Consider the following 19,354-nt stretch of genomic DNA (forward strand, 5'->3'; position numbering starts at 1 on the left):
GGCTTGCGAAGGGTGAGTTACTTCACTTTCTGCACTTCAGTATCTTGCGCCTTCAGCGCCGTTCCATCCTGCGCTGCTGGCGCCATCAGGGGAACCGGCTTGCCGGTACGCCTGTCGATCAACAGCGAGTGGCGCTCCCCGCGTTCAAACAGATGCTGCTCTCCCCACTGGCGAAGCGCAACGACGATGGGAAACAGGCTTTCGCCTTTGTCCGTCAGGACATATTCCTGATACGACGTACCGTCCGACGCCCCCTGCATCGCGAGAATGCCCGCGTCGACCAGCTTGCGCAGCCGGTCAGCCAGAATGTTACGCGCAACCCCGAGATCCCGCTGAAAATCCCCGAAACGGCGCATGCCGTCAAAAGCATTGCGCACAATCAGAAGCGACCAGCGATCGCCAATCAGATCGACGCTGCGGGCAACGGGACAGAATTCCTGTTCAATCGGTTTACGAGACGGCACAGCGTTACCCCGGCAGGTTAGTCAACAATAACTGGTTGCATTTTAAAACTGCATAGCCTAGCCTTCAACTGGTTTCTTTTTAAAACCACCTTACCCAGGGCGAGGATTTGAACATGTCACACGCGTCACCACTACCGTCAGATCGAAAAACCGGGCACGTCCGCTCAGGCGACATGCCGCGTAGCCTGGTGTGGCTGTTCGCCCTCGCCAGCGGCTTAAGCGTGGCCAACGTCTATTACGCACAGCCGTTGCTTGACGCGTTGTCCAGAGACTTTGGCATCAGCCATGGTGCCATTGGCGGCGTGGTCACCTCCACGCAGATTGGCTGTGCTCTGGCTCTGCTGTTCGTGGTTCCTCTGGGGGATAAAGTGGAACGCCGGCGTCTGATGGCTCTACAGCTTGTCGTACTGGTGGCCGCACTGGTCACGGTCGGCATGGCGCAGACGTCAACGATGCTGCTGGCGGGTATGCTCGCCACCGGCATGGCAGGAACAGCCATGACGCAAGGGCTTATCGCCTATGCCGCCAACGCCGCGTCGCCGCATGAGCAAGGCCGCGTTATTGGTGCGGCACAAGGCGGGGTATTTATGGGCCTGTTAGTGGCCCGCGTCGTCTCCGGAGGCATCAGTGATATCGCGGGCTGGCGTGGCGTGTATCTCTCTGCCGCCGGGCTGATGATCATTATTGCGTTTCCGCTGTGGTGGAGGCTGCCCCGCTTGCCTGCGGTGCCTGAAACGATGAGTTACCCGGGCCTGATTCACTCAATGCTGACCCTGCTGCGGGAAGAAAAAGTCCTGCAGGTGCGCGGCGTACTGGCTTTACTGATGTTCGCTGCGTTCAATATTTTCTGGAGCGCTCTGGTGCTACCGTTAAGTGCCCCACCCTATAACTTATCGCATACCGCCATTGGTGCTTTTGGCCTGGCCGGAATGGCAGGCGCGTTAGCGGCAACCCGGGCCGGCGAGTGGGCCGATCGGGGATATGCCCGGCGCACCAGCGCGGCTGCGCTGGTCATGTTACTCCTGGCGTGGTGGCCGATTTCACTGATGGATCGTTCGCTCGGTATTTTGCTCATTGGCATCGTGCTGCTCGATTTGGGCGGGCAGGCGCTGCATGTCACCAACCAGAGCCTGATCTTTCGCGCCCGCCCCGAGGCGCATAGCCGGCTGGTCGGGCTTTACATGCTGTTTTATGCCGTCGGCAGCGGTCTGGGCGCGCTGAGCACCACGATGACGTATGCCATCGCGGGCTGGCAGGGCGTCTGCCTGACTGGCGCAGCGGTGAGCCTGGTGGCGCTGGTGTTCTGGTGGGTAACGCGCAAGACAGGATAATGTTGATAAAAAAAGCCCGCGGGGTGCGGGCTTCTGCAACGTCAACGTGGATAGTCGCGGTTGATCCACGCGTGATCGTCTTCCCAGGTGAACATCCATTTTCGCACCGGACCGGCCATCACGTTGAGATAGTAGCTGTCATAACCAGCCAGCGTCGCCACCGGATGGTACCCCTTCGGCACCATCACCACGTCGCGGTTATAAACGGCCATACACTCATCCAGCGACCTGTCGTCGGTATAGACCCGCTGCATGCAGAACCCCTGCCCGGGATTGAGGCGATGATAGTAGGTCTCCTCCAGGTAGGTTTCCTGCGGTGGATTATCCGTATCGTGCTTATGGCTCGGGTATGAACTGGTGCAGCCTTCGTGGGTCCAGACCTCAACCACCAGCAGGCTGTCGGCGGGTTGATCTTCCGGCAGAATGTTGTGCACGTAGCGCTGGTTATGGCCTTTGCCACGCGCCTGCGCGTCGATATCCTGCGGAGCGATAAGCCGTGTCGGGAAGGTCCCTTTGCCGGGTGCGACACAGACCGCCAGCTCCAGCGTCGTCAGCGCCTTAATCTGCACCGTCTCCTGCGGCGTGACGTAGACCGCCCAGGGCTTTATGCGCTCAAACGGGCTCATCCGCTCGCCGATGTCAGTAAACTGCGCGGTAGGTGTGCTGATAGAGGCTCGTCCAGCCACCAGCACCAGACAGCGCTCTTCGCTGACGGCGGGCAGCGTCAGCATCTGCCCCTCCTGCAGTTCATACGCTTCAAAGCCAACGTATCCCCAGCCCGCGCGTTCCGGCGTGACGGACTGGGTGCGGCCCTCCGCACTCGGCGGTTGCCAGCGTGATAACAGACGTGACATGTCACCTCCTCAGATAAGCCCGGCGTCGCGCGCCAGACGGCTCAGGTTGTTATACCCCAGACGGGCGTAAGTCAGCGGGTGAGCGATAGCAGGATCCTGCTCCGCCTCTACCACCAGCCAGCCGTGATAATCCTGCGCCTTCAGCAGCCGCATGATGGGCGGATAGTCCACGCAGCCGTCACCCGGTACGGTGAAGACCCCACTCAGCACCGCATCAAGGAAGCTGGTTTTGCGGTTTTTGACGTCCGCCAGCACGTCGGCGCGCACGTCTTTGCAGTGAACATGGTTAATGCGCGATGCCCAGCGCTGGGCCACCGCCAGCGGATCAGCCCCGGCAAAGGTCAGATGGCCGGTGTCCAGCAGCAGGCCCACCTCTTCACCGGTATGGGTCATCAGGTTATCGACATCTTCAGCGGACTCAATGACCGTTCCCATATGGTGATGGTAGGCAATCTGCACCCCCTGCTGCTGCGTGTAGCGGGCAAAAGCGGTCAGCTTCTCGCCGTACTCTTGCCAGCGCGCGTGCGGGAAGCGCGGGCGAAGATGAACCGGCGTCTGTTGCTCGCCGTGAATACAGCCGCTCACTTCGGCGAATACAAGCACCTTTGCCCCCAGTTCGCGCAGCAGCGTCAGGTGGGACTGCACGGCGGCAATCTCCTCCTCCACGCTACGCTCCAGCAGACGCCCTGAATACCAGCCGGATACCAGCTGCAGATCGTGGCGCTGCAAAATGGGGCCAAGCAGGCGCGCCTCACGCGGGAATTTATTGCCCAGTTCGAAACCGGCAAAACCGGCCTCTTTCCCTTCGCTCAGACAGGTATCCAGCGGCGTCTCCGCGCCGAGTGAAGGCAGATCGTCGTTCGTCCATGTCAGCGGGTTAATGCCTAATTGCACACTCATTGTCGTCTCCTGAATTATGTGTGTCCGCGCTCGCGCCACCAGGCGATAAGCTGCAGGTAATTGTCCCGGATGCGTGCCACCAGCTGCGCATCGTCAATATCGTGTTTCAGCCATGCACGGGACGCATCGCCAAACAGCGTGCGTCCTACGGCAAAGCCCTTCACCAGCGCGTGTCCCGAGGCGGCTTTAAAATCAGCACGAAGCTGCTCAGCCGGGGCGTCCAGCCCGAGGATCACCACGCCACGACAGTGTGGATCCCGACGTTCAATAATCTCGCTCAGCGCCGTCCAGCCATCGGCAGAGAGCGGCGGCAGTTTCCACCAGTCGGGATAAATCCCCAGGTTGTAAAAACGCGAGATGGCGCGCAGGTAAAGCTCATCGCTGCGCGGCATGCTCGCAGGCAGGATCACCTCCAGCAGCAGTTCATGACCGGACTGGCAGCAGGCGTGGTAGACCTCAGCGATTTTCTGCTCCTGCTCCAGACGCAGGCCGTGCGCATCTTCCGGATGGAAAAAGACCAGGCATTTCACCACATGCTCCTGCGGCCAGCTGATGAGCTGCGTGCCGATGTTACCGTGCTCCATCTCCAGCGGCCGGGAGCCCGGCAGTTCAATAGGGCGGCCTATCCACCACCCTTCACCGGTAATCGCGTTCAGGGCGTCCTGACCAAAAGTACCGTCACACAGCAGACCGGCTTTGCCCTCAAGCCCTGCGCTGCTGGCCGCCTCACGGCTGGCCTGCAGAATAAGCTGCTTCAGCGCCGGGATGCGCTTCAGGGATGCCCCGCACTGCAACGCCATATCTTCCAGCTGGCTGCGATGATCGAAGGCCATCACGCACAGCTCCGGCCACTCACGGCGGCGGGTGGTGACGCGGTGCAGATGGTTCAGGCGCGCGTCAAGATCGGGACGCGGCACCGACGCCGCACGCGACAGGTAGTCGTCCAGCTCAGCCTTGCTCGGCATCGCCGGGGCACAGCCGTGGCGGGACACCACCAGCGCACCACACGCGTTGGCATAGCGGCAGGCCTGCTCCCAGCCTTCGTCGTTAAGGTAGCCGCGCAGCAGGCCGGACATAAACGCGTCGCCCGCACCGAGCACGTTCAGCACCTCAACGCGCACGCCGGTCACCGTCAGACCCTCATCCAGCCGGGGCGGTATAGCGTCGGTATACACCGAACAGCCAAGCGCTCCACGCTTGCAAACCAGCGTAGCGTTACTCACGGCGCGCACGCGACCCAGCGCCTGCAGGGTATCGGTACTGCCACCTGCAATGTGGAACTCTTCTTCGGTGCCGACAATGACGTCGAAAAGGTGCAGCACCTCCTGCAGTTCACGGGTCACGTTTTCCGCGGCAATAAAGCGCGTCTCCCCGTCCCCTAATGAGGTCAGCCCCCACAGTACCGGACGGTAGTCGATATCCAGCACCGTGCGAACACCGTGACGGCGGGCATAGTTAAGCGCCGTCAGCACCGCGTCACGGGTCTGAGGGTGCGAGAGATGGGTCCCGGTGATGGCAAGGCACCGTGCGGAGGCTATGTAGCGTTCGTCCACATCGCTGGCCGTGATGGCCATATCCGCGCAGTTATCGCGATAAAAAATCAGTGGAAAGGTGTCCCGGTCTTTAATGCCGAGGAGCACCAGCGCCGTCAGGCGTTCTTTGTCGGTGATCAGATGGCTGGTATCGCAGCCCACCTGGTGTAATTCTTCTCGCAGGAAGCGTCCCATATGTTCATCACCGACGCGTGCCAGCATCGATGAGCGCAGCCCCTGACGCGCCGTCCCGTAGGCTACGTTGCCGGACGAGCCGCCGAGATATTTCGCGAAGCTCGACACATCTTCAAGACGGGCACCAATTTGCTGACTGTAGAGGTCTACCGCCACGCGGCCCATGCATATCACATCAAACTGCTTTTCCACGTTGATACCTCATCAGACAATGTCGTTCACGTTCAGCCAGCGGCCTTCCTGGTGCGAGAGTGCGATGGCGTCCAGCACCCGCGAAACCTTCCAGCCCTCTTCAAAGTCCGGCCACATCGGCACATCAGCGGCAATACCGTCGACCAGGTCGCGTACTTCCACCGTTTTTTGATCGTTAAAGCCGATACCATGGCCCGCCCCCATGCAAAACGCACCATAGTCCGGATGTGACGGACCCACGAGCAGCGTGCGGAATCCCTGGCGGTTTACCGGGTCGTCATGCAGATAGAGCTTCAGTTCCGCCATCCGCTCCTGGGTAAAACTGATGGCCCCTTTGGTGCCGGTTATCACATACGACAGTCCCATCTTGCGCCCGCAGGCGACGCGGGACGTTTCAATCACCCCTTGTGCTCCGCCGGCGAAACGGACCATCGCGTGCGCCTGATCTTCGTTTTCAACCGCAACGTTTTGCGACGAACCTGCCTGCGCCGGGCGTTCAGGCACAACAATTTTTAAATCACCGCAGACCTGCTGAATGTCCCCGACCAGATACTGCGCCATGTTGACGATATGCGCCGCCAGGTCCCCCAGTGCACCCAGCCCGGCGGTCTCTTTAAAACAGTGCCAGTGAATGGGAGAAAGCGGGTCGGCCATATAATCTTCGTTGTGGGTACCGTAGAAGTGGATCACCTCGCCAATCTCGCCGCGGGCGATGATCTCTTTCGCCAGCTGTGCCGTCGGGTTTTTCATGTAGTTAAAACCCACCAGCGTTTTCACCCCTGCCCGCTTCGCGGCGTCCACCATTTCACGTGCGTCATGGGCATTCAGCGCCAGCGGCTTTTCCGAGTAGACATGCTTACCGTGGCGAATGGCCTCCAGCGCCATCTCTTTATGCAGATGGTTGGGCGAGCATATATCCACGACATCAATCGCCGGGTCAGCCACCAGTGCCCGCCAGTCGCCGGTTGAGCGGTTGAAGCCAAAGGCCTGCGCCCGCTCTGCTGCCAGCGCGGGCGTCACTTCCGCCACCATCTCGCGCACCAGTTTGCCGCGCAGGGTAAATACCGTCGGCGCCTGGGCATAGGCGATGGCATGTGCCTTGCCGATATACCCGGTGCCAATCAATCCAATACGAACCTCTTTCATCCTGATCCTCACAATGCGCCGCGACGGCTCTTGGCATAGGTGTCGAATGCCACCGCCAGAACGATAATTAATCCGGTGATTATTTGCTGGTAATAGGCCGAGACGTTCATCAGCACCAGACCGTTAATCAGGATCCCCATAATGATGGAACCAATGATGGTGCCGCCGATGCGTCCATAGCCGCCCATCAGCGAGGTGCCGCCGATGACCACCGAGGCGATAACGCGCAGTTCAAAGGAGATCCCGGCGACCGCTTCCGCACTGCCAAGACGAGCGCTGAGAATAAAGCCCGCCAGTCCCGCCAGACAGCCAATCAGCACATAGACACTCACCAGCACGCGCTTCACGTTGACCCCCGCCAGGCGCGCTGCCTCCGGGTTACCGCCGATGGCATAGACGAAGCGTCCCCAGCGGGTTTTATGCAGCGCCAGATACCCGCCAAGCGCCACGATGGCGAAAATCCAGATTGGAATGGAGATGCCAAGCAGCTCCCCGCGTCCCCACCAGCGGTAACCCGGGTCGAAACCTGCAATGGGCGCGCCGTCGTTGATCACCAGCGTCAGGCCACGCCAGATGGTCATCCCGCCGAGCGTGACGATAAACGGCGGCAGGCGCAGGCGGGTTACGCCCAGGCCGTGCAGGAAGCCAATCGCCGTGCCCATCGCCAGACAAATCCCCAGCCCAATCAGCCAGCTCATGCCGCCCCAGGCGTTCGGATCAACGGTGGTGAAGTTGTCGCCCTTAATCACGTATGCAGCGGTCATGGCGCAGACCGCCAGGATGGAGCCGACAGAAAGATCGATACCGGCAGTCAGAATGACGAAGGTCATCCCCACGGCCATGATCCCGTAGATGGACACCTCGGTCAGGATGTTGAAAATATTGCGTTCAGAGAAAAAATTGCTGTTCTGCGACTGAAAGAAAATCAGCAGCAGGATCATGAAAATCAGTACCCCGAAGCGCTCGAAGAAGGCGATGGGATCGAGGCGTCCGCTGCGTTTCACCGGAACCTGCGTTTTAGAAATCATCTGCGTCATGGAAAACTCCGTTATGCCGCGTTGAGGGCGTTGTGGTTGATGGCCATCATCGTCATCAGCCGCTCTTCGTTAGCGTCGTCGCCGTGGATCTCACCAGTCACCCGGCCTTCACTGAGCGTGATGATCCGATCGGATACCGCCATCACTTCAGGCAGATCGGAGGAGATCACGATCACCGCCACGCCCTGTTTGGCCATATCAAACAGCACCTGGTGCACTTCCGACTTGGTGCCCACGTCGATACCGCGCGTCGGCTCATCGACAATCAGCACCCGAGGGTTCAGCGCCATGCAGCGCGCCAGGATAACTTTCTGCTGGTTACCGCCGGAGAGCTTGCGCACCTCCTGCGCGCTGTTGACCATTTTGATCTGCAGCGCCTTGCGGTAGGACTCAATCAGATCGTCCTCTTTGCGGGTATTCACAAACCAGCGCCACTGCATCAGAGAAGAAAGACTGGAGAGCGACAGGTTGTCGCGAATCGATAACCCCAGCACCGCCCCCTCTTTCTTGCGATCTTCCGGGACCAGCGCGATGCCCTGATCGAGGGCGTACATCGGGTCGCGCGGTTGATACGGGACGCCGTCCAGCTCAAAGCTGCCCGAGGTAAAGGCATCCGCCCCGAACAGGCAGCGCGCCACTTCGGTGCGCCCTGCCCCCACCAGGCCGGCAATGCCCAGTACTTCTCCGGCGTGGACATGGAAGCTGATGTCATGCAGGGCAATGCCGTGCGGATCCAGCGGCGGTTTTTCGCGGCTCAGCCCTTTTACTGCCAGTCGGACCGGCTTGTTTTCATGATGGGTTTCGCTGGCGGGACGACGATTAAAGGCCACGTCACGCCCCACCATCAGACGGATCAGCTGCTCGACATTGGTTTGCGCCACGGCGCCACTGCCGGTGAAACGGCCGTCCTGGAAAACGGTAAAGCGATCGCAAAGCTGGAAAACTTCGTGCAGTCGGTGGGTAACATAAATAATGCTCACCCCCCGGTTTTTCAGCTCGCGCACCACGCGGTGCAGGCTTTCCACCTCGCTGTCGCTCAGCGCCGCGGAGGGTTCATCCATGATGATCAGCCTGGCGTTCAGCGTCAGCGCCCGGGCAATCTCGACCATCTGCTGCTGGGCTACGCTCAGACGGGCGACAGGCGTGGTTGGCGCAACGTTCAACTGCAGATAATCAAGGATCACCTGCGCCTCCTGGTTCACCGCTTTTTCGTCGACAATCAGGTTACGTTTACGCGGCTCACGCCCGAGAAACATGTTTTCCGCGACGGTCATATTGGGCAGCAGGTTAAATTCCTGATAGATAGTGATAATGCCCTTGTTCTGCCGCTCAACCGGTGAATCGTCCACCGGCAGCGTGTCGCCGTTGAACCAGATATCCCCGCGCGTTTGCGGCTGTGCGCCCGCCAGGGCTTTCAGCAGCGTGGATTTCCCCGCTCCGTTCTCACCCAGCAGCGCGTGGATCTCCCCGGCACCGACGGTGAGCTGTGCGCTGCTCAGCGCCCAGACACCAGAAAAGCTTTTTGCCAGGTCGGTCACTTTCAGTAAGGGTTGCGACATCGGTCTGCTCCTCCTTAATAGGGAGCCGCCACCTGCGCGGCGGCTCCGGATAAATCAGTTACCGGCCTCACTGATGCGCTCAGCCTGCTGCAGATTTTCTTTGGTGATAAGCGTTGGCGGGTAGTCCGCGCCGGTGATGGCTTTCTTCTCACGCACGTTGGCCACCAGCTGGCTCATCGCCGTTTGTACCGCGAAGCCCGGGCGCTGATCCGCCGTGACCGCCAGCCAGCCGTCGCGCACGCGCGCCAGCGCCTCAGGTACCGCATCAAAGCCGGTCACCAGAATTTCGCCAGGCTTCACGCCCTGGCCCTGCAGCGCTTCAATTGCGCCCAGTGCCATGTCGTCATTGGCGGAGAGGATCACCTGTGGGCGTTTCGGCAGTGACGGCAGAACGCTTTCCACAATGCGCATCCCTTCAGAACGCATCCAGTTGCCGGTCTGATCGGCAACGATCTTGTACTTGTCCCCACCCGCCTTCAGGCTGTCGCGGATCCCTTTGGTACGTTCAATGTTGGAGGAGGAACCTGGCTGGCCGGTGAGCAGAATAATGTCTGCCCCGTTGGGGAATTTGCTTTTAACGAAGTCGCCAATCGCCTGGCCGCCTTTGTAGTTGTTGGCACCAAAATGCGGCACCTTCTTCTGGCTGTCGACGGAGCGGTCAAGCGTCACAACGGGCAGATTCGCATCCTGAATTTCATCCACCGCGCTGGAGACGGCATTGACGTCATTCGGGGAGACGATGAACCCCTGCGCACCACGGGTGATGGCGTTTTCCAGGTCAGCGACCTGTTTCGGCGAGCTGCCCTGCCCGTCCAGTACCTGAAGCTTTACGCCCATCTCTTTTGCGGCTTTTACCGCGGTACGCTGCATGTGAACTTCAAACGGCATCGCCAGGTTTGGTGTACTGAAAACTATTTGCTCGTTTTCGGCCATTGCTGCCCCGGCGGTCATGGCGATGAGGGCGGCTAAGATCAGTTTTTTCATTATTATGTCTCTCTGTGTAGGGTGGTTGTGTTTAGAGGACGATCTCACGCTGGCTACGCAGGGATTCCAGCGCTTTATCCGCCAGGTACAGCGCACGTTCACCATCATCGCCGCTACAGTCAGGCGTCGCTTCGCCGCGCAGCACCGCAACAAAGTGTTCCCATTCCGCGGCGTAAGCGGATTTGTAGCGCTGCAGGAAGAAGTGTTCCGGCAGCGCGCCGGTGCAGCCCTGTTTGCCGTAGTGCTGCACCTGATTTTCAAGAATATTGCCCGCGCACAGCAGGCCTTCTGAGCCGTGCAGTTCCAGGCGCTGGTCGTAGCCATAAGAAGAGCGGCGGCTGTTGACGATGGTCGCCATCGCGCCGGAGGCATACTTCAGTACGATAAACGCGGTATCGATATCCCCCGCCTCGCCAATCGCCGGATCCACCAGATTGCTGCCCTGGGCATACACCGACACCGGCTCTTCGCCCATGATGAAGCGCGCCATATCAAAATCGTGAATGGTCATGTCGCGGAACATACCGCCGGAAACGCGCACATATTGCGCCGGTGGCGGGGACGGGTCGCGGGAGATAATCAGCAGCGATTCGGGCTTACCGATCCGCCCGGCCTGTACCTCGGTTTTGACCCGGCGAAACTGCGGGTCAAAGCGGCGGTTAAAACCGATAAACAGCGGTACGTTGTACTCGTTAACCACTTTCAGGCAGTCGCGCACGCGGGCAAGATCCAGGTGTACCGGCTTTTCACAGAAGATCGCTTTGCCGTGGCGGGCGGCCATCTCAATCAGATCCGCGTGGGTATCCGTCGCAGACGCGATCAGCACGGCATGAACGTTTGGGTCGCTCATCGCGTCCTCCAGACTCTGCAGACGAGCCTGATATTGCGCGGCGAGGCGGGTGGCAAATTCCTGATTCGGGTCGACCACAGACCAGAGCGTGGTCTCACTGTGGCTGGCGATGTTAGCTGCATGTACCTGGCCAATTCGGCCAGCGCCCAGTAAAGCAATGTTAAACATAACGGCTCCCGGTGTTGGTGAATGCTGTGAACTAACGACCCCTTAAATAAAACATTTATTTCATTTTTATAAATAGTGAAAATTATATTTTTGAGTGTGGGTTAACACTTTTGAGATGATTGAGATAAATTTTGTTATCAATCTCACAACATGGAAGAAGGTGCTACTAACCCCTCACCCCTGCCCTCTCCCCAAAGGGGCGAGGGAGAAAAGAGTGCACCACACCATCCCCTCTCCCCTTTGGGGAGAGGGTTAGGGTGAGGGGAAAATGAAATGAAAATTTCGTTACGGCGGGAAATACTTAATACTGGCGTGCTTTTTTTACCTGCGCCTGGGTTTGCTCGGCGGCTTTGCGCACCGCAGGCGATCCCGCGACCTGCGCATCACCGGTTCGCCACCATGACGCGTAATCATGGGTCATGGTTTTCGGCAGCACTTTGATATCCAGCAGCGTTGGGCCAGGATGCGCCCGCGACGCCGCCAGCGCCGCCAGCAGACTCTGCTCGTCGTGGACCCGCCACGCGCGGCAGCCATAGCTTTCCGCGTTCTGGGCGAAATCGACTTTCACCAGCGGCCCGTCAAGCCGGCCTGAATCTGGGTTTCGATGACGGTTTTCCGTACCGAAGCTCCCCATCCCGTGCCCCATCTGCAGGTTATTAATGCAGCCGAAGCTGGCGTTATCAAACAGCAGGACGGTGACGTTGATCCCCTCCTGCACCGCGGTTTGTAGCTCGGAGTGCAGCATCATGTAGGAGCCATCCCCCACCATGGCGTAAACCGGCTGATGCGGGCTGGCAAGCTTCGCGCCTATCGCCGCCGCAATCTCATACCCCATGCAGGAGTAGCCGTACTCCAGGTGATAACTGTCCGGCGTCTTCACCTGCCAGAGGCGCTGTAAATCCCCGGGCAGCGATCCGGCCGCACCCACGACGATGGCGTTATCTTCGATATGTTGATTGATAAGCCCCAGCACCCGCGTCTGGGTCAGGCGGGTATTGAGCGCCTCACCGTATTCCGCCAGCTGCGCATCAAGGTGCCCTGCCACTTCAGGCGCATCGTCGGGATGCCACTGACGGCCCCATAAGCGCTGGCACTCCGCATGCCAGGCAGATTTCGCCTGAGCGATCTCCTCTCCCCAGTGGCTTCGGTACGCCGGGAGCGCCTGCGTTAACGCGTGCAGCCCGGTTTGCGCATCGGCAATCAGCGCCGTGGCATCCAGTTTCAGGGCATCAAATTCGGCGACGTTCAAAAGCAGGAACTCGACGTCCGGATGGGAAAAGAGCGCTTTGGAGCCGGTGGTAAAGTCCGTCAGGCGCGTGCCGATGCCAATCACCAAATCCGCCCTGGGTGCAAGCTGGTTAGCGGCCATTCCGCCCGTCACACCGATCCCCCCCAGATTAAGGGGATGATCGCTTACCAGCGCCCCCTTTCCGGCCTGGGTTTCGGCAAACGGCAGCTGCAGCGTCTCAACAAATTCCCGAAATGCCTCATGCGCGCCGGAATAACGCACGCCCCCGCCACACACCACCAGCGGACGGTGTTTACGGGCAATCAACGCCTGTGCCTGGGCCAGACGCTGGGGATCAGGCGGACGGCGTTCAATGTGATGCACGCGACGCGCAAAGAAGCTCAAGGGATAATCCCAGGCTTCGCCCTGTACGTCCTGCGGCAGGCAAATGGTCACTGCCCCCGTCGCTGCGGGGTCAGTAAGCGTACGCATCGCATTTAACATCGCGCTCATTAACTGTTCCGGACGGTTAATGCGGTCCCAGTAGCGTGAAACGGGACGGAAGCAGTCGTTGGTGCTGATACTGAGATCGTGGTACTGCTCGATTTGCTGCAAAACCGGATCGGGCTGGCGGCTGGCATAGATATCCCCTGGTAACAGCAGGAGCGGAATGCGGTTCGCGGTGGCGGTCGCCGCGGCCGTCACCATATTAGCCGCGCCGGGCCCGACGGATGAGGTGACGGCAAAAATGCGCCGACGGCGATGCTGTTTGGCGAATCCGGTCGCCATATGGGCGATGCCCTGTTCGTTACACCCCTGCATCACCTGCAGGTGGCCAGGATCCTGCTCCAGTGCCTGGCCGATACCCAGCACGTTGCCGTGACCAAAAATGGTCGCCACGCCCTCCACGAAGGGCGATTCTTGTCCATCAATGGAGACATACTGTTGATTAAGGAATCTGACCAGGGCCTGAGCCATGGTCATACGTTCGGTTTGCATAAAACCTCCTGTCAGCCCAGCGTCGGCATGGAGAACGCAGCGCCAGTCTCCTGCTGCATTTCCGGCCAGCGTGCGGTGATGGTTTTCATTCGGGTGTAGAAACGCACGCCGTCGTTGCCGTGGACATTCAGCGCACCAAAGATCGAACGCTTCCAGCCACCAAAGCTGTGGAACGCCATCGGCACCGGGATCGGCACGTTCACCCCAACCATCCCCGCCTGCACCTCTTCGCAGAAGCGGCGCGCGCAGCCACCGTCACGGGTAAATATTGCCGAGCCATTACCATATTCATGCCGGTTAATCAGGTCCACCGCGCTGCTGTAATCTGCAACACGCACCACAGAAAGTACCGGCCCGAAAATCTCTTCTTTATAGATGGTCATCTCCGGCGTGACGTTATCGAACAGCGTTGGTCCGACAAAATAGCCCTGCTCGTGGCCTTTCACGCTGAACCCACGGCCATCCACGCGCAGGCGGGCTCCCTGGGTTTCCCCGCTGTCGATATAGCCCAGCACTTTGTTACGGTGTGCCGAGGAGATAAGCGGCCCCATTTCGTTCTCTGGCGTCTGGTCCAGACCCGGTCCGACGCGCAGCGCGGCAATTTGTTTTTCGAGCCGGGAACAGAGTTCATCAGCGGTGTTATCCCCCACCGCCAGCACCACCGACAGCGCCATGCAACGTTCTCCCGCCGCGCCGAAGGCAGCGCCCATAATCGCGTTCGTCGCCATATCCATATCGGCATCCGGCATTAAGATGCAGTGGTTTTTTGCCCCGCCCAGCGCCTGACAGCGTTTACCGTGGGCGGAGGCGGTCTCGTAAATGTATTGGGCGATCGGCGTTGAACCGACAAAGCTCACAGCCTGCACGCGCGGGTCAGTCAGCAGCACGTCAACCGACTCTTTATCGCCCTGCACCACGTTAAACACGCCGTCAGGCAGGCCGGCGTCTTTCAGCAGTTTTGCCAGCGCGAGCGCCAGAGAGGGATCTTTTTCCGACGGTTTCAGCACGAACGTGTTGCCGGTGGCCAGCGCAATCGGGAACATCCACATCGGCACCATTGCCGGGAAATTAAACGGCGTGATCCCGGCACATACGCCGAGCGGCTGCATCAACGAGTGGCTGTCGACACCGGTGCCGACGTTAGCGGAGTGCGCACCTTTTTGCAGATGCGGGATGCCGCAGGCAAACTCCACCACTTCCAGGCCGCGGGTCAGCTCGCCCACCGCGTCGGAGAAGACTTTGCCATGCTCTTCGCTGATGATGCGGGCCAGACGCTCCATGTTCTCTTCCAGCAGCGCTTTGAAGCGGAACATCACGCGTGCGCGTTTAAGTGGAGAATGACGCGCCCAGCCAGGAAATGCCTGCTGTGCTGCGGCAATCGCCTGTTCGGTTTCCTGTGCCGTACTCATCACCACCTGGCGGATCTGCTCTCCGGTGGCCGGGTTGAAGATTGCCTGAACACGCTGGCCTGAACCGGTGACACACTCGCCGTGAATAAAATTCGCTACCGTCTCCATCCTTAACCTCTCGCTGTTGATACGTGACTGTTACCTGCACACTATATATGAAACAAATATTCCATTTTAAGTTGAAATAAAATAAATGATGATTATTGTGATCAAGGATGGATTTTTATGTTAACAGCCACCATCGCCGGTGCAGCCTGCGCTATTAAGGCATTTCAGGCGTTGAAAAGCGTGAAGCTTCTGTTTCATTTTTGAGGCCAGATGGACGGCCGGCATTTAAAAGACGCGGTTTTGCGTTTAGAATCATAAAACTATGCATAGGGGGTAAAATGACCACAGCAACCAGCCTGAATGAGCTGCAGCAGCAAATCCGCGATCGCTACGATAGCCTGAGCAAGAGGCTGCAGCAGGTCTCCCGCTATGTGCTGGATAATACCAACAGCGTGGCCTTTGATACGGTCGCCGTCATTGCCGAGCGTGCCGATGTGCCGCCGTCAACGCTGATCCGTTTTGCCAATGCTTTTGACTTCACCGGTTTCAACGAGATGAAACAGCTGTTTCGCATGAACCTGGTGGAAGAGACCGCCAGCTACAGTGACCGCGCCCGGCTGTTTCGCGAAATGGAAAGTCAGGCCGTCCCGGAAACCCCGCTCGATATTCTACAGGAGTTCGCCCGTTCAAATGCGCAGGCCCTCCAGCAGCTGGCCGCCCGCGCCGAGCCGGAGATGCTGGAGCGCGCCGTACAACTGCTGGCCGACGCCGACACAATCTATATCGCCGGGTTACGCCGCTCGTTTAGCGTCGCCGCCTATCTGACCTACGCCCTGAGCCACCTGGAGTGCCGCCCTATTCTGCTCGACGGTATGGGGGGGATGCTGCGTGAGCAGATCAACCGCATCAAGGCGCAGGACATTGTGGTATCGATCAGCTTCTCGCCGTATGCGGAAGAGACGGTGATGGTCAGCGAAACCGCCGCCAGCGTCGGCGCGCGGCAGATTGTGATCACCGACAGCCAGATAAGCCCGCTGGCCACCTTCAGCGATCTCTGTTTTGTGGTGAAAGAGGCGCAGGTTGACGCGTTTCGCTCGCAGTCGGCGACGCTGTGCCTCGTGCAGTCGCTGGTGGTAGCGCTGGCATATCGGCTGGGCAGTGGGAAGTAACGGAGAATAAAAAAACCCCCTGCGCAAGCAGAGGGTTTGGGGTGATATCAGGGGAAAATCATTCCCACTCAATCGTAGCCGGTGGCTTACCGCTGATGTCATACACCACGCGGGAGATACCGTTCACTTCGTTGATAATGCGGTTAGAGACTCGGCCCAGGAAGTCGTACGGCAGGTGCGCCCAGTGCGCGGTCATGAAGTCGATGGTTTCTACCGCACGCAGGGAAACAACCCAGTCGTACTTACGGCCATCGCCCATCACGCCGACAGAGCGCACCGGCAGGAACACGGTGAACGCCTGGCTCACTTTGTTGTACAGGTCAGCTTTGTGCAGCTCTTCAATGAAGATAGCGTCCGCGCGACGCAGCAGGTCGCAGTACTCTTTCTTCACTTCGCCCAGCACACGCACGCCCAGACCTGGACCCGGGAACGGGTGACGGTAGAGCATGTCGTATGGCAGACCCAGTTCCAGGCCAATCTTACGTACTTCATCTTTGAACAGCTCACGCAGCGGTTCAACCAGGCCCATCTTCATCTCTTTCGGCAGGCCGCCCACGTTGTGGTGAGATTTGATGACGTGTGCTTTACCGGTTGCGGAAGCCGCAGATTCAATCACGTCAGGGTAAATGGTGCCCTGCGCCAGCCATTTAACGTCTTCCAGCTTCAGCGCTTCTTCATCGAACACTTCAACGAAGACGCGACCGATGATTTTACGTTTCGCTTCCGGATCGTTCTCGCCGGCCAGCGCGTCGAGGAAGCGCTTCTCGCCTTCCACGTGAATGATGTTCAGACCGAAGTGGTCGCCGAACATATCCATAACCTGCTGCGCTTCGTTCAGACGCAGCAGACCGTTGTCCACGAATACACAGGTCAGGTTTTTGCCGATTGCGCGGTGCAGCAACATCGCGGTGACAGAGGAGTCAACACCGCCGGACAGGCCGAGGATCACTTTGTCATTGCCAACCTGCTGGCGGATACGCTCAACGGCGTCGTCGATGATTTTTGCTGGCGTCCACAGTGCTTCACACTGGCAGATATCACGCACGAAGCGTTCCAGCATGCGCATACCCTGACGGGTGTGAGTCACTTCCGGGTGGAACTGCACACCGTAGAAGCGTTTTTCTTCGTTCGCCATAATCGCAAACGGGCAGTTATCGGTGCTGGCAACGGTCACAAAGTCAGACGGGATGGCGGTGACTTTGTCGCCGTGGCTCATCCACACGTCCAGCAGCGGTTTGCCGTCTGCGGTCAGGGAGTCTTCGATACCGCGAACCAGCGCGCTGTCGGTGACGACTTCAACCTGCGCGTAGCCAAACTCACGCTCGTTAGACCCTTCTACGTGGCCGCCCAGCTGCATGGCCATGGTCTGCATACCGTAGCAAACGCCGAATACCGGCACACCCGCTTCAAACACGTACTGCGGTGCGCGTGGGCTGTTCTCTTCGGTGGTGCTTTCCGGGCCGCCGGACAGGATGATGCCGCTTGGATTGAATTCGCGAATCTGTGCTTCCGTGACATCCCATGCCCACAGTTCACAGTAAACGCCCAGTTCACGCACGCGACGCGCCACCAGTTGAGTGTACTGAGAACCAAAGTCCAGGATGAGAATGCGATGTTTATGAATGTTTTCCGTCATTGACGCTAATTCCGAGGCAAGTGAAACAAATACAGAGCGCCCGGCATGAGCCGGGCGCGGAAATTTATCAGGAGCCCAGACGGTAGTTCGGGGACTCTTTGGTGATCGTCACGTCGTGAACGTGGCTCTCCTGGATACCCGCACCGCTGATGCGTACGAATTCCGCTTTAGTACGCAGCAGGTCGATGGTACCACAGCCGGTCAGACCCATACAGGAGCGCAGGCCGCCCATCTGCTGGTGAATGATCTCTTTCAGGCGGCCTTTATAGGCAACGCGGCCTTCGATACCTTCCGGTACCAGTTTGTCAGCGGCGTTATCGCTCTGGAAGTAACGGTCGGAAGAGCCTTTGGACATCGCGCCCAGGGAGCCCATACCACGGTATGATTTGTAAGAACGGCCCTGGTAGAGTTCGATTTCGCCCGGAGATTCTTCAGTACCGGCCAGCATGGAGCCAACCATGACGGCTGCAGCACCTGCAGCGATCGCTTTCGCGATGTCGCCAGAGAAGCGGATACCGCCGTCAGCGATAACCGGAATACCGGTGCCTTCCAGCGCTTCAACCGCGTCGGATACCGCGGTGATCTGCGGAACGCCTACGCCAGTCACGATACGGGTGGTACAAATAGAGCCAGGACCGATACCGACTTTCACCGCGCTGCAGCCTGCTTCAGCCAGTGCGCGAGCGCCTGCGCCCGTTGCAACGTTACCGCCGATGATCTGCAGGTCTGGGTATTTCGCACGGGTTTCACGAATACGTTGCAGAACGCCTTCGGAGTGGCCGTGAGAGGAGTCAATCAGCAGTACGTCAACGCCCGCAGCCACCAGCGCGTCAACACGCTCTTCGTTACCTGCACCCGCGCCAACGGCAGCACCTACGCGCAGACGGCCATGCTCGTCTTTACAGGCGTTAGGTTTACGTTCTGCTTTCTGGAAATCTTTAACGGTGATCATGCCCAGCAGGTGGAAGTTCGCGTCCACAACCAGTGCTTTCTCAACGCGCTTCTCGTGCATTTTAGCCAGCACGACGTCACGGGTTTCACCTTCACGGACGGTCACCAGACGCTCTTTCGGGGTCATGTATACGCTGACAGGCTGGTTCAGGTCAGTCACGAAACGCACGTCACGGCCGGTGATGATGCCCACCAGTTCGTTATCTTCGGTGACAACCGGGTAACCGGCGAAACCGTTACGTTCGGTCAGGGCTTTCACTTCGTGCAGGGTGGTGGTTGGCAGAACGGTCTGTGGGTCAGACACGATGCCGGATTCATGTTTCTTCACGCGGCGAACTTCTTCAGCCTGACGCTCGATAGACATGTTTTTATGAATAAAGCCGATGCCACCTTCCTGTGCCAGGGCGATAGCCAGGCGCGCTTCAGTCACGGTGTCCATTGCCGCAGAGAGCATAGGAATGTTCAGGCGAATCGTTTTCGTCAACTGCGTGCTGAGATCGGCAGTATTCGGCAGAACGGTGGAATGAGCGGGAACGAGGAGGACGTCGTCAAACGTCAGTGCTTCTTTAGCGATACGTAGCATGGGCAATATCTCTGACCTGGTGGGTGGTTAAATATTGCCGTGGCATTATACAGAGCGTAACCGATTGCATCCACACTTTTTTATAAAAAAACCTTGCACTCCCCTCTCAGCAGGTTACT

15 protein-coding genes are annotated in these 19,354 nt (G+C 58.9%); 2 read left to right on the forward strand and 13 right to left on the reverse strand.

Going from position 1 to position 19,354, the window contains the following annotated elements; translation table 11 throughout:
• Positions 1-17 precede the first annotated feature (17 nt).
• Entirely contained in the window at positions 18-464 is a 447-nt protein-coding gene (locus tag AC2FAP_RS19780) for a winged helix-turn-helix transcriptional regulator (protein WP_047743060.1), read from the reverse strand.
• 113 nt (positions 465-577) lie between these two features.
• On the opposite strand from AC2FAP_RS19780, the gene AC2FAP_RS19785 reads away from it, so the two are divergent.
• Positions 578-1,795: an MFS transporter gene (locus AC2FAP_RS19785; RefSeq protein ID WP_449541450.1), complete on the forward strand. Its 1,218-nt coding sequence runs from the start codon at positions 578-580 to the stop codon at positions 1,793-1,795.
• A gap of 41 nt (positions 1,796-1,836) precedes the next feature.
• Here the strand turns inward: AC2FAP_RS19785 and iolB are convergent, their stop codons facing one another.
• The 10 genes from iolB to AC2FAP_RS19835 all read right to left on the reverse strand — a co-directional run bounded on the left by iolB (position 1,837) and on the right by AC2FAP_RS19835 (position 14,956).
• Positions 1,837-2,649, reverse strand: a complete 813-nt coding sequence (iolB, locus tag AC2FAP_RS19790) for a 5-deoxy-glucuronate isomerase (protein WP_406767478.1) — start codon at positions 2,647-2,649, stop codon at positions 1,837-1,839.
• 9 nt (positions 2,650-2,658) lie between these two features.
• A complete protein-coding gene (iolE, locus tag AC2FAP_RS19795) occupies positions 2,659-3,549 on the reverse strand; it encodes a myo-inosose-2 dehydratase (RefSeq protein WP_032680496.1) in 891 nt (296 codons plus the stop codon).
• A 14-nt stretch (positions 3,550-3,563) separates the two neighbouring features.
• Positions 3,564-5,468, reverse strand: coding sequence for a bifunctional 5-dehydro-2-deoxygluconokinase/5-dehydro-2-deoxyphosphogluconate aldolase (locus AC2FAP_RS19800; RefSeq protein WP_449541451.1), 1,905 nt, complete (start codon positions 5,466-5,468; stop codon positions 3,564-3,566).
• Positions 5,469-5,480: 12 nt separating this feature from the next.
• Entirely contained in the window at positions 5,481-6,614 is a 1,134-nt protein-coding gene (locus tag AC2FAP_RS19805) for a Gfo/Idh/MocA family protein (protein ID WP_020883047.1), read from the reverse strand.
• A gap of 8 nt (positions 6,615-6,622) precedes the next feature.
• On the reverse strand, positions 6,623-7,651 hold the full coding sequence (locus tag AC2FAP_RS19810; protein ID WP_014171147.1) for an ABC transporter permease: 1,029 nt from the start codon (positions 7,649-7,651) through the stop codon (positions 6,623-6,625).
• Positions 7,652-7,662: 11 nt separating this feature from the next.
• Complete coding sequence (locus tag AC2FAP_RS19815) at positions 7,663-9,210, reverse strand: sugar ABC transporter ATP-binding protein (protein WP_032678678.1); 1,548 nt, start codon at positions 9,208-9,210, stop codon at positions 7,663-7,665.
• Between the two features lie 54 nt (positions 9,211-9,264).
• A complete protein-coding gene (locus tag AC2FAP_RS19820) occupies positions 9,265-10,194 on the reverse strand; it encodes a sugar ABC transporter substrate-binding protein (RefSeq protein WP_020883045.1) in 930 nt (309 codons plus the stop codon).
• Positions 10,195-10,225: 31 nt separating this feature from the next.
• Positions 10,226-11,212, reverse strand: coding sequence for an inositol 2-dehydrogenase (gene iolG / locus AC2FAP_RS19825; RefSeq protein WP_020883044.1), 987 nt, complete (start codon positions 11,210-11,212; stop codon positions 10,226-10,228).
• A 301-nt stretch (positions 11,213-11,513) separates the two neighbouring features.
• Positions 11,514-13,439, reverse strand: a complete 1,926-nt coding sequence (gene iolD / locus AC2FAP_RS19830; protein ID WP_449541452.1) for a 3D-(3,5/4)-trihydroxycyclohexane-1,2-dione acylhydrolase (decyclizing) — start codon at positions 13,437-13,439, stop codon at positions 11,514-11,516.
• A gap of 11 nt (positions 13,440-13,450) precedes the next feature.
• On the reverse strand, positions 13,451-14,956 hold the full coding sequence (locus tag AC2FAP_RS19835; protein WP_449541453.1) for a CoA-acylating methylmalonate-semialdehyde dehydrogenase: 1,506 nt from the start codon (positions 14,954-14,956) through the stop codon (positions 13,451-13,453).
• A gap of 278 nt (positions 14,957-15,234) precedes the next feature.
• On the opposite strand from AC2FAP_RS19835, the gene AC2FAP_RS19840 reads away from it, so the two are divergent.
• Positions 15,235-16,065: a MurR/RpiR family transcriptional regulator gene (locus AC2FAP_RS19840; protein ID WP_020883041.1), complete on the forward strand. Its 831-nt coding sequence runs from the start codon at positions 15,235-15,237 to the stop codon at positions 16,063-16,065.
• Between the two features lie 58 nt (positions 16,066-16,123).
• Here AC2FAP_RS19840 and guaA read toward each other — a convergent pair whose 3' ends face one another.
• The gene (gene guaA / locus AC2FAP_RS19845; protein ID WP_014171154.1) at positions 16,124-17,701 is read right to left on the reverse strand and encodes a glutamine-hydrolyzing GMP synthase; all 1,578 of its coding nucleotides are present in this window, start codon (positions 17,699-17,701) and stop codon (positions 16,124-16,126) included.
• Between the two features lie 67 nt (positions 17,702-17,768).
• Positions 17,769-19,235, reverse strand: coding sequence for an IMP dehydrogenase (gene guaB / locus AC2FAP_RS19850; protein WP_020883040.1), 1,467 nt, complete (start codon positions 19,233-19,235; stop codon positions 17,769-17,771).
• Between the last annotated feature and the right edge of the window lie 119 nt (positions 19,236-19,354).

This window comes from Enterobacter cloacae complex sp. 394I7, assembly GCF_057320345.1.

Coding starts and splice junctions, on each gene's coding strand:
- iolB (WP_406767478.1), bottom strand. CDS start 2,649: ATGTCACGTCTGTTATCACGCTGGCAACCGCCGAGTGCGGAGGGCCGC.
- guaA (WP_014171154.1), bottom strand. CDS start 17,701: ATGACGGAAAACATTCATAAACATCGCATTCTCATCCTGGACTTTGGT.
- AC2FAP_RS19835 (WP_449541453.1), bottom strand. CDS start 14,956: ATGGAGACGGTAGCGAATTTTATTCACGGCGAGTGTGTCACCGGTTCA.
- AC2FAP_RS19840 (WP_020883041.1), top strand. CDS start 15,235: ATGACCACAGCAACCAGCCTGAATGAGCTGCAGCAGCAAATCCGCGAT.
- guaB (WP_020883040.1), bottom strand. CDS start 19,235: ATGCTACGTATCGCTAAAGAAGCACTGACGTTTGACGACGTCCTCCTC.
- AC2FAP_RS19815 (WP_032678678.1), bottom strand. CDS start 9,210: ATGTCGCAACCCTTACTGAAAGTGACCGACCTGGCAAAAAGCTTTTCT.
- iolG (WP_020883044.1), bottom strand. CDS start 11,212: ATGTTTAACATTGCTTTACTGGGCGCTGGCCGAATTGGCCAGGTACAT.
- AC2FAP_RS19810 (WP_014171147.1), bottom strand. CDS start 7,651: ATGACGCAGATGATTTCTAAAACGCAGGTTCCGGTGAAACGCAGCGGA.
- AC2FAP_RS19820 (WP_020883045.1), bottom strand. CDS start 10,194: ATGAAAAAACTGATCTTAGCCGCCCTCATCGCCATGACCGCCGGGGCA.
- AC2FAP_RS19785 (WP_449541450.1), top strand. CDS start 578: ATGTCACACGCGTCACCACTACCGTCAGATCGAAAAACCGGGCACGTC.
- iolE (WP_032680496.1), bottom strand. CDS start 3,549: ATGAGTGTGCAATTAGGCATTAACCCGCTGACATGGACGAACGACGAT.
- AC2FAP_RS19805 (WP_020883047.1), bottom strand. CDS start 6,614: ATGAAAGAGGTTCGTATTGGATTGATTGGCACCGGGTATATCGGCAAG.
- iolD (WP_449541452.1), bottom strand. CDS start 13,439: ATGCAAACCGAACGTATGACCATGGCTCAGGCCCTGGTCAGATTCCTT.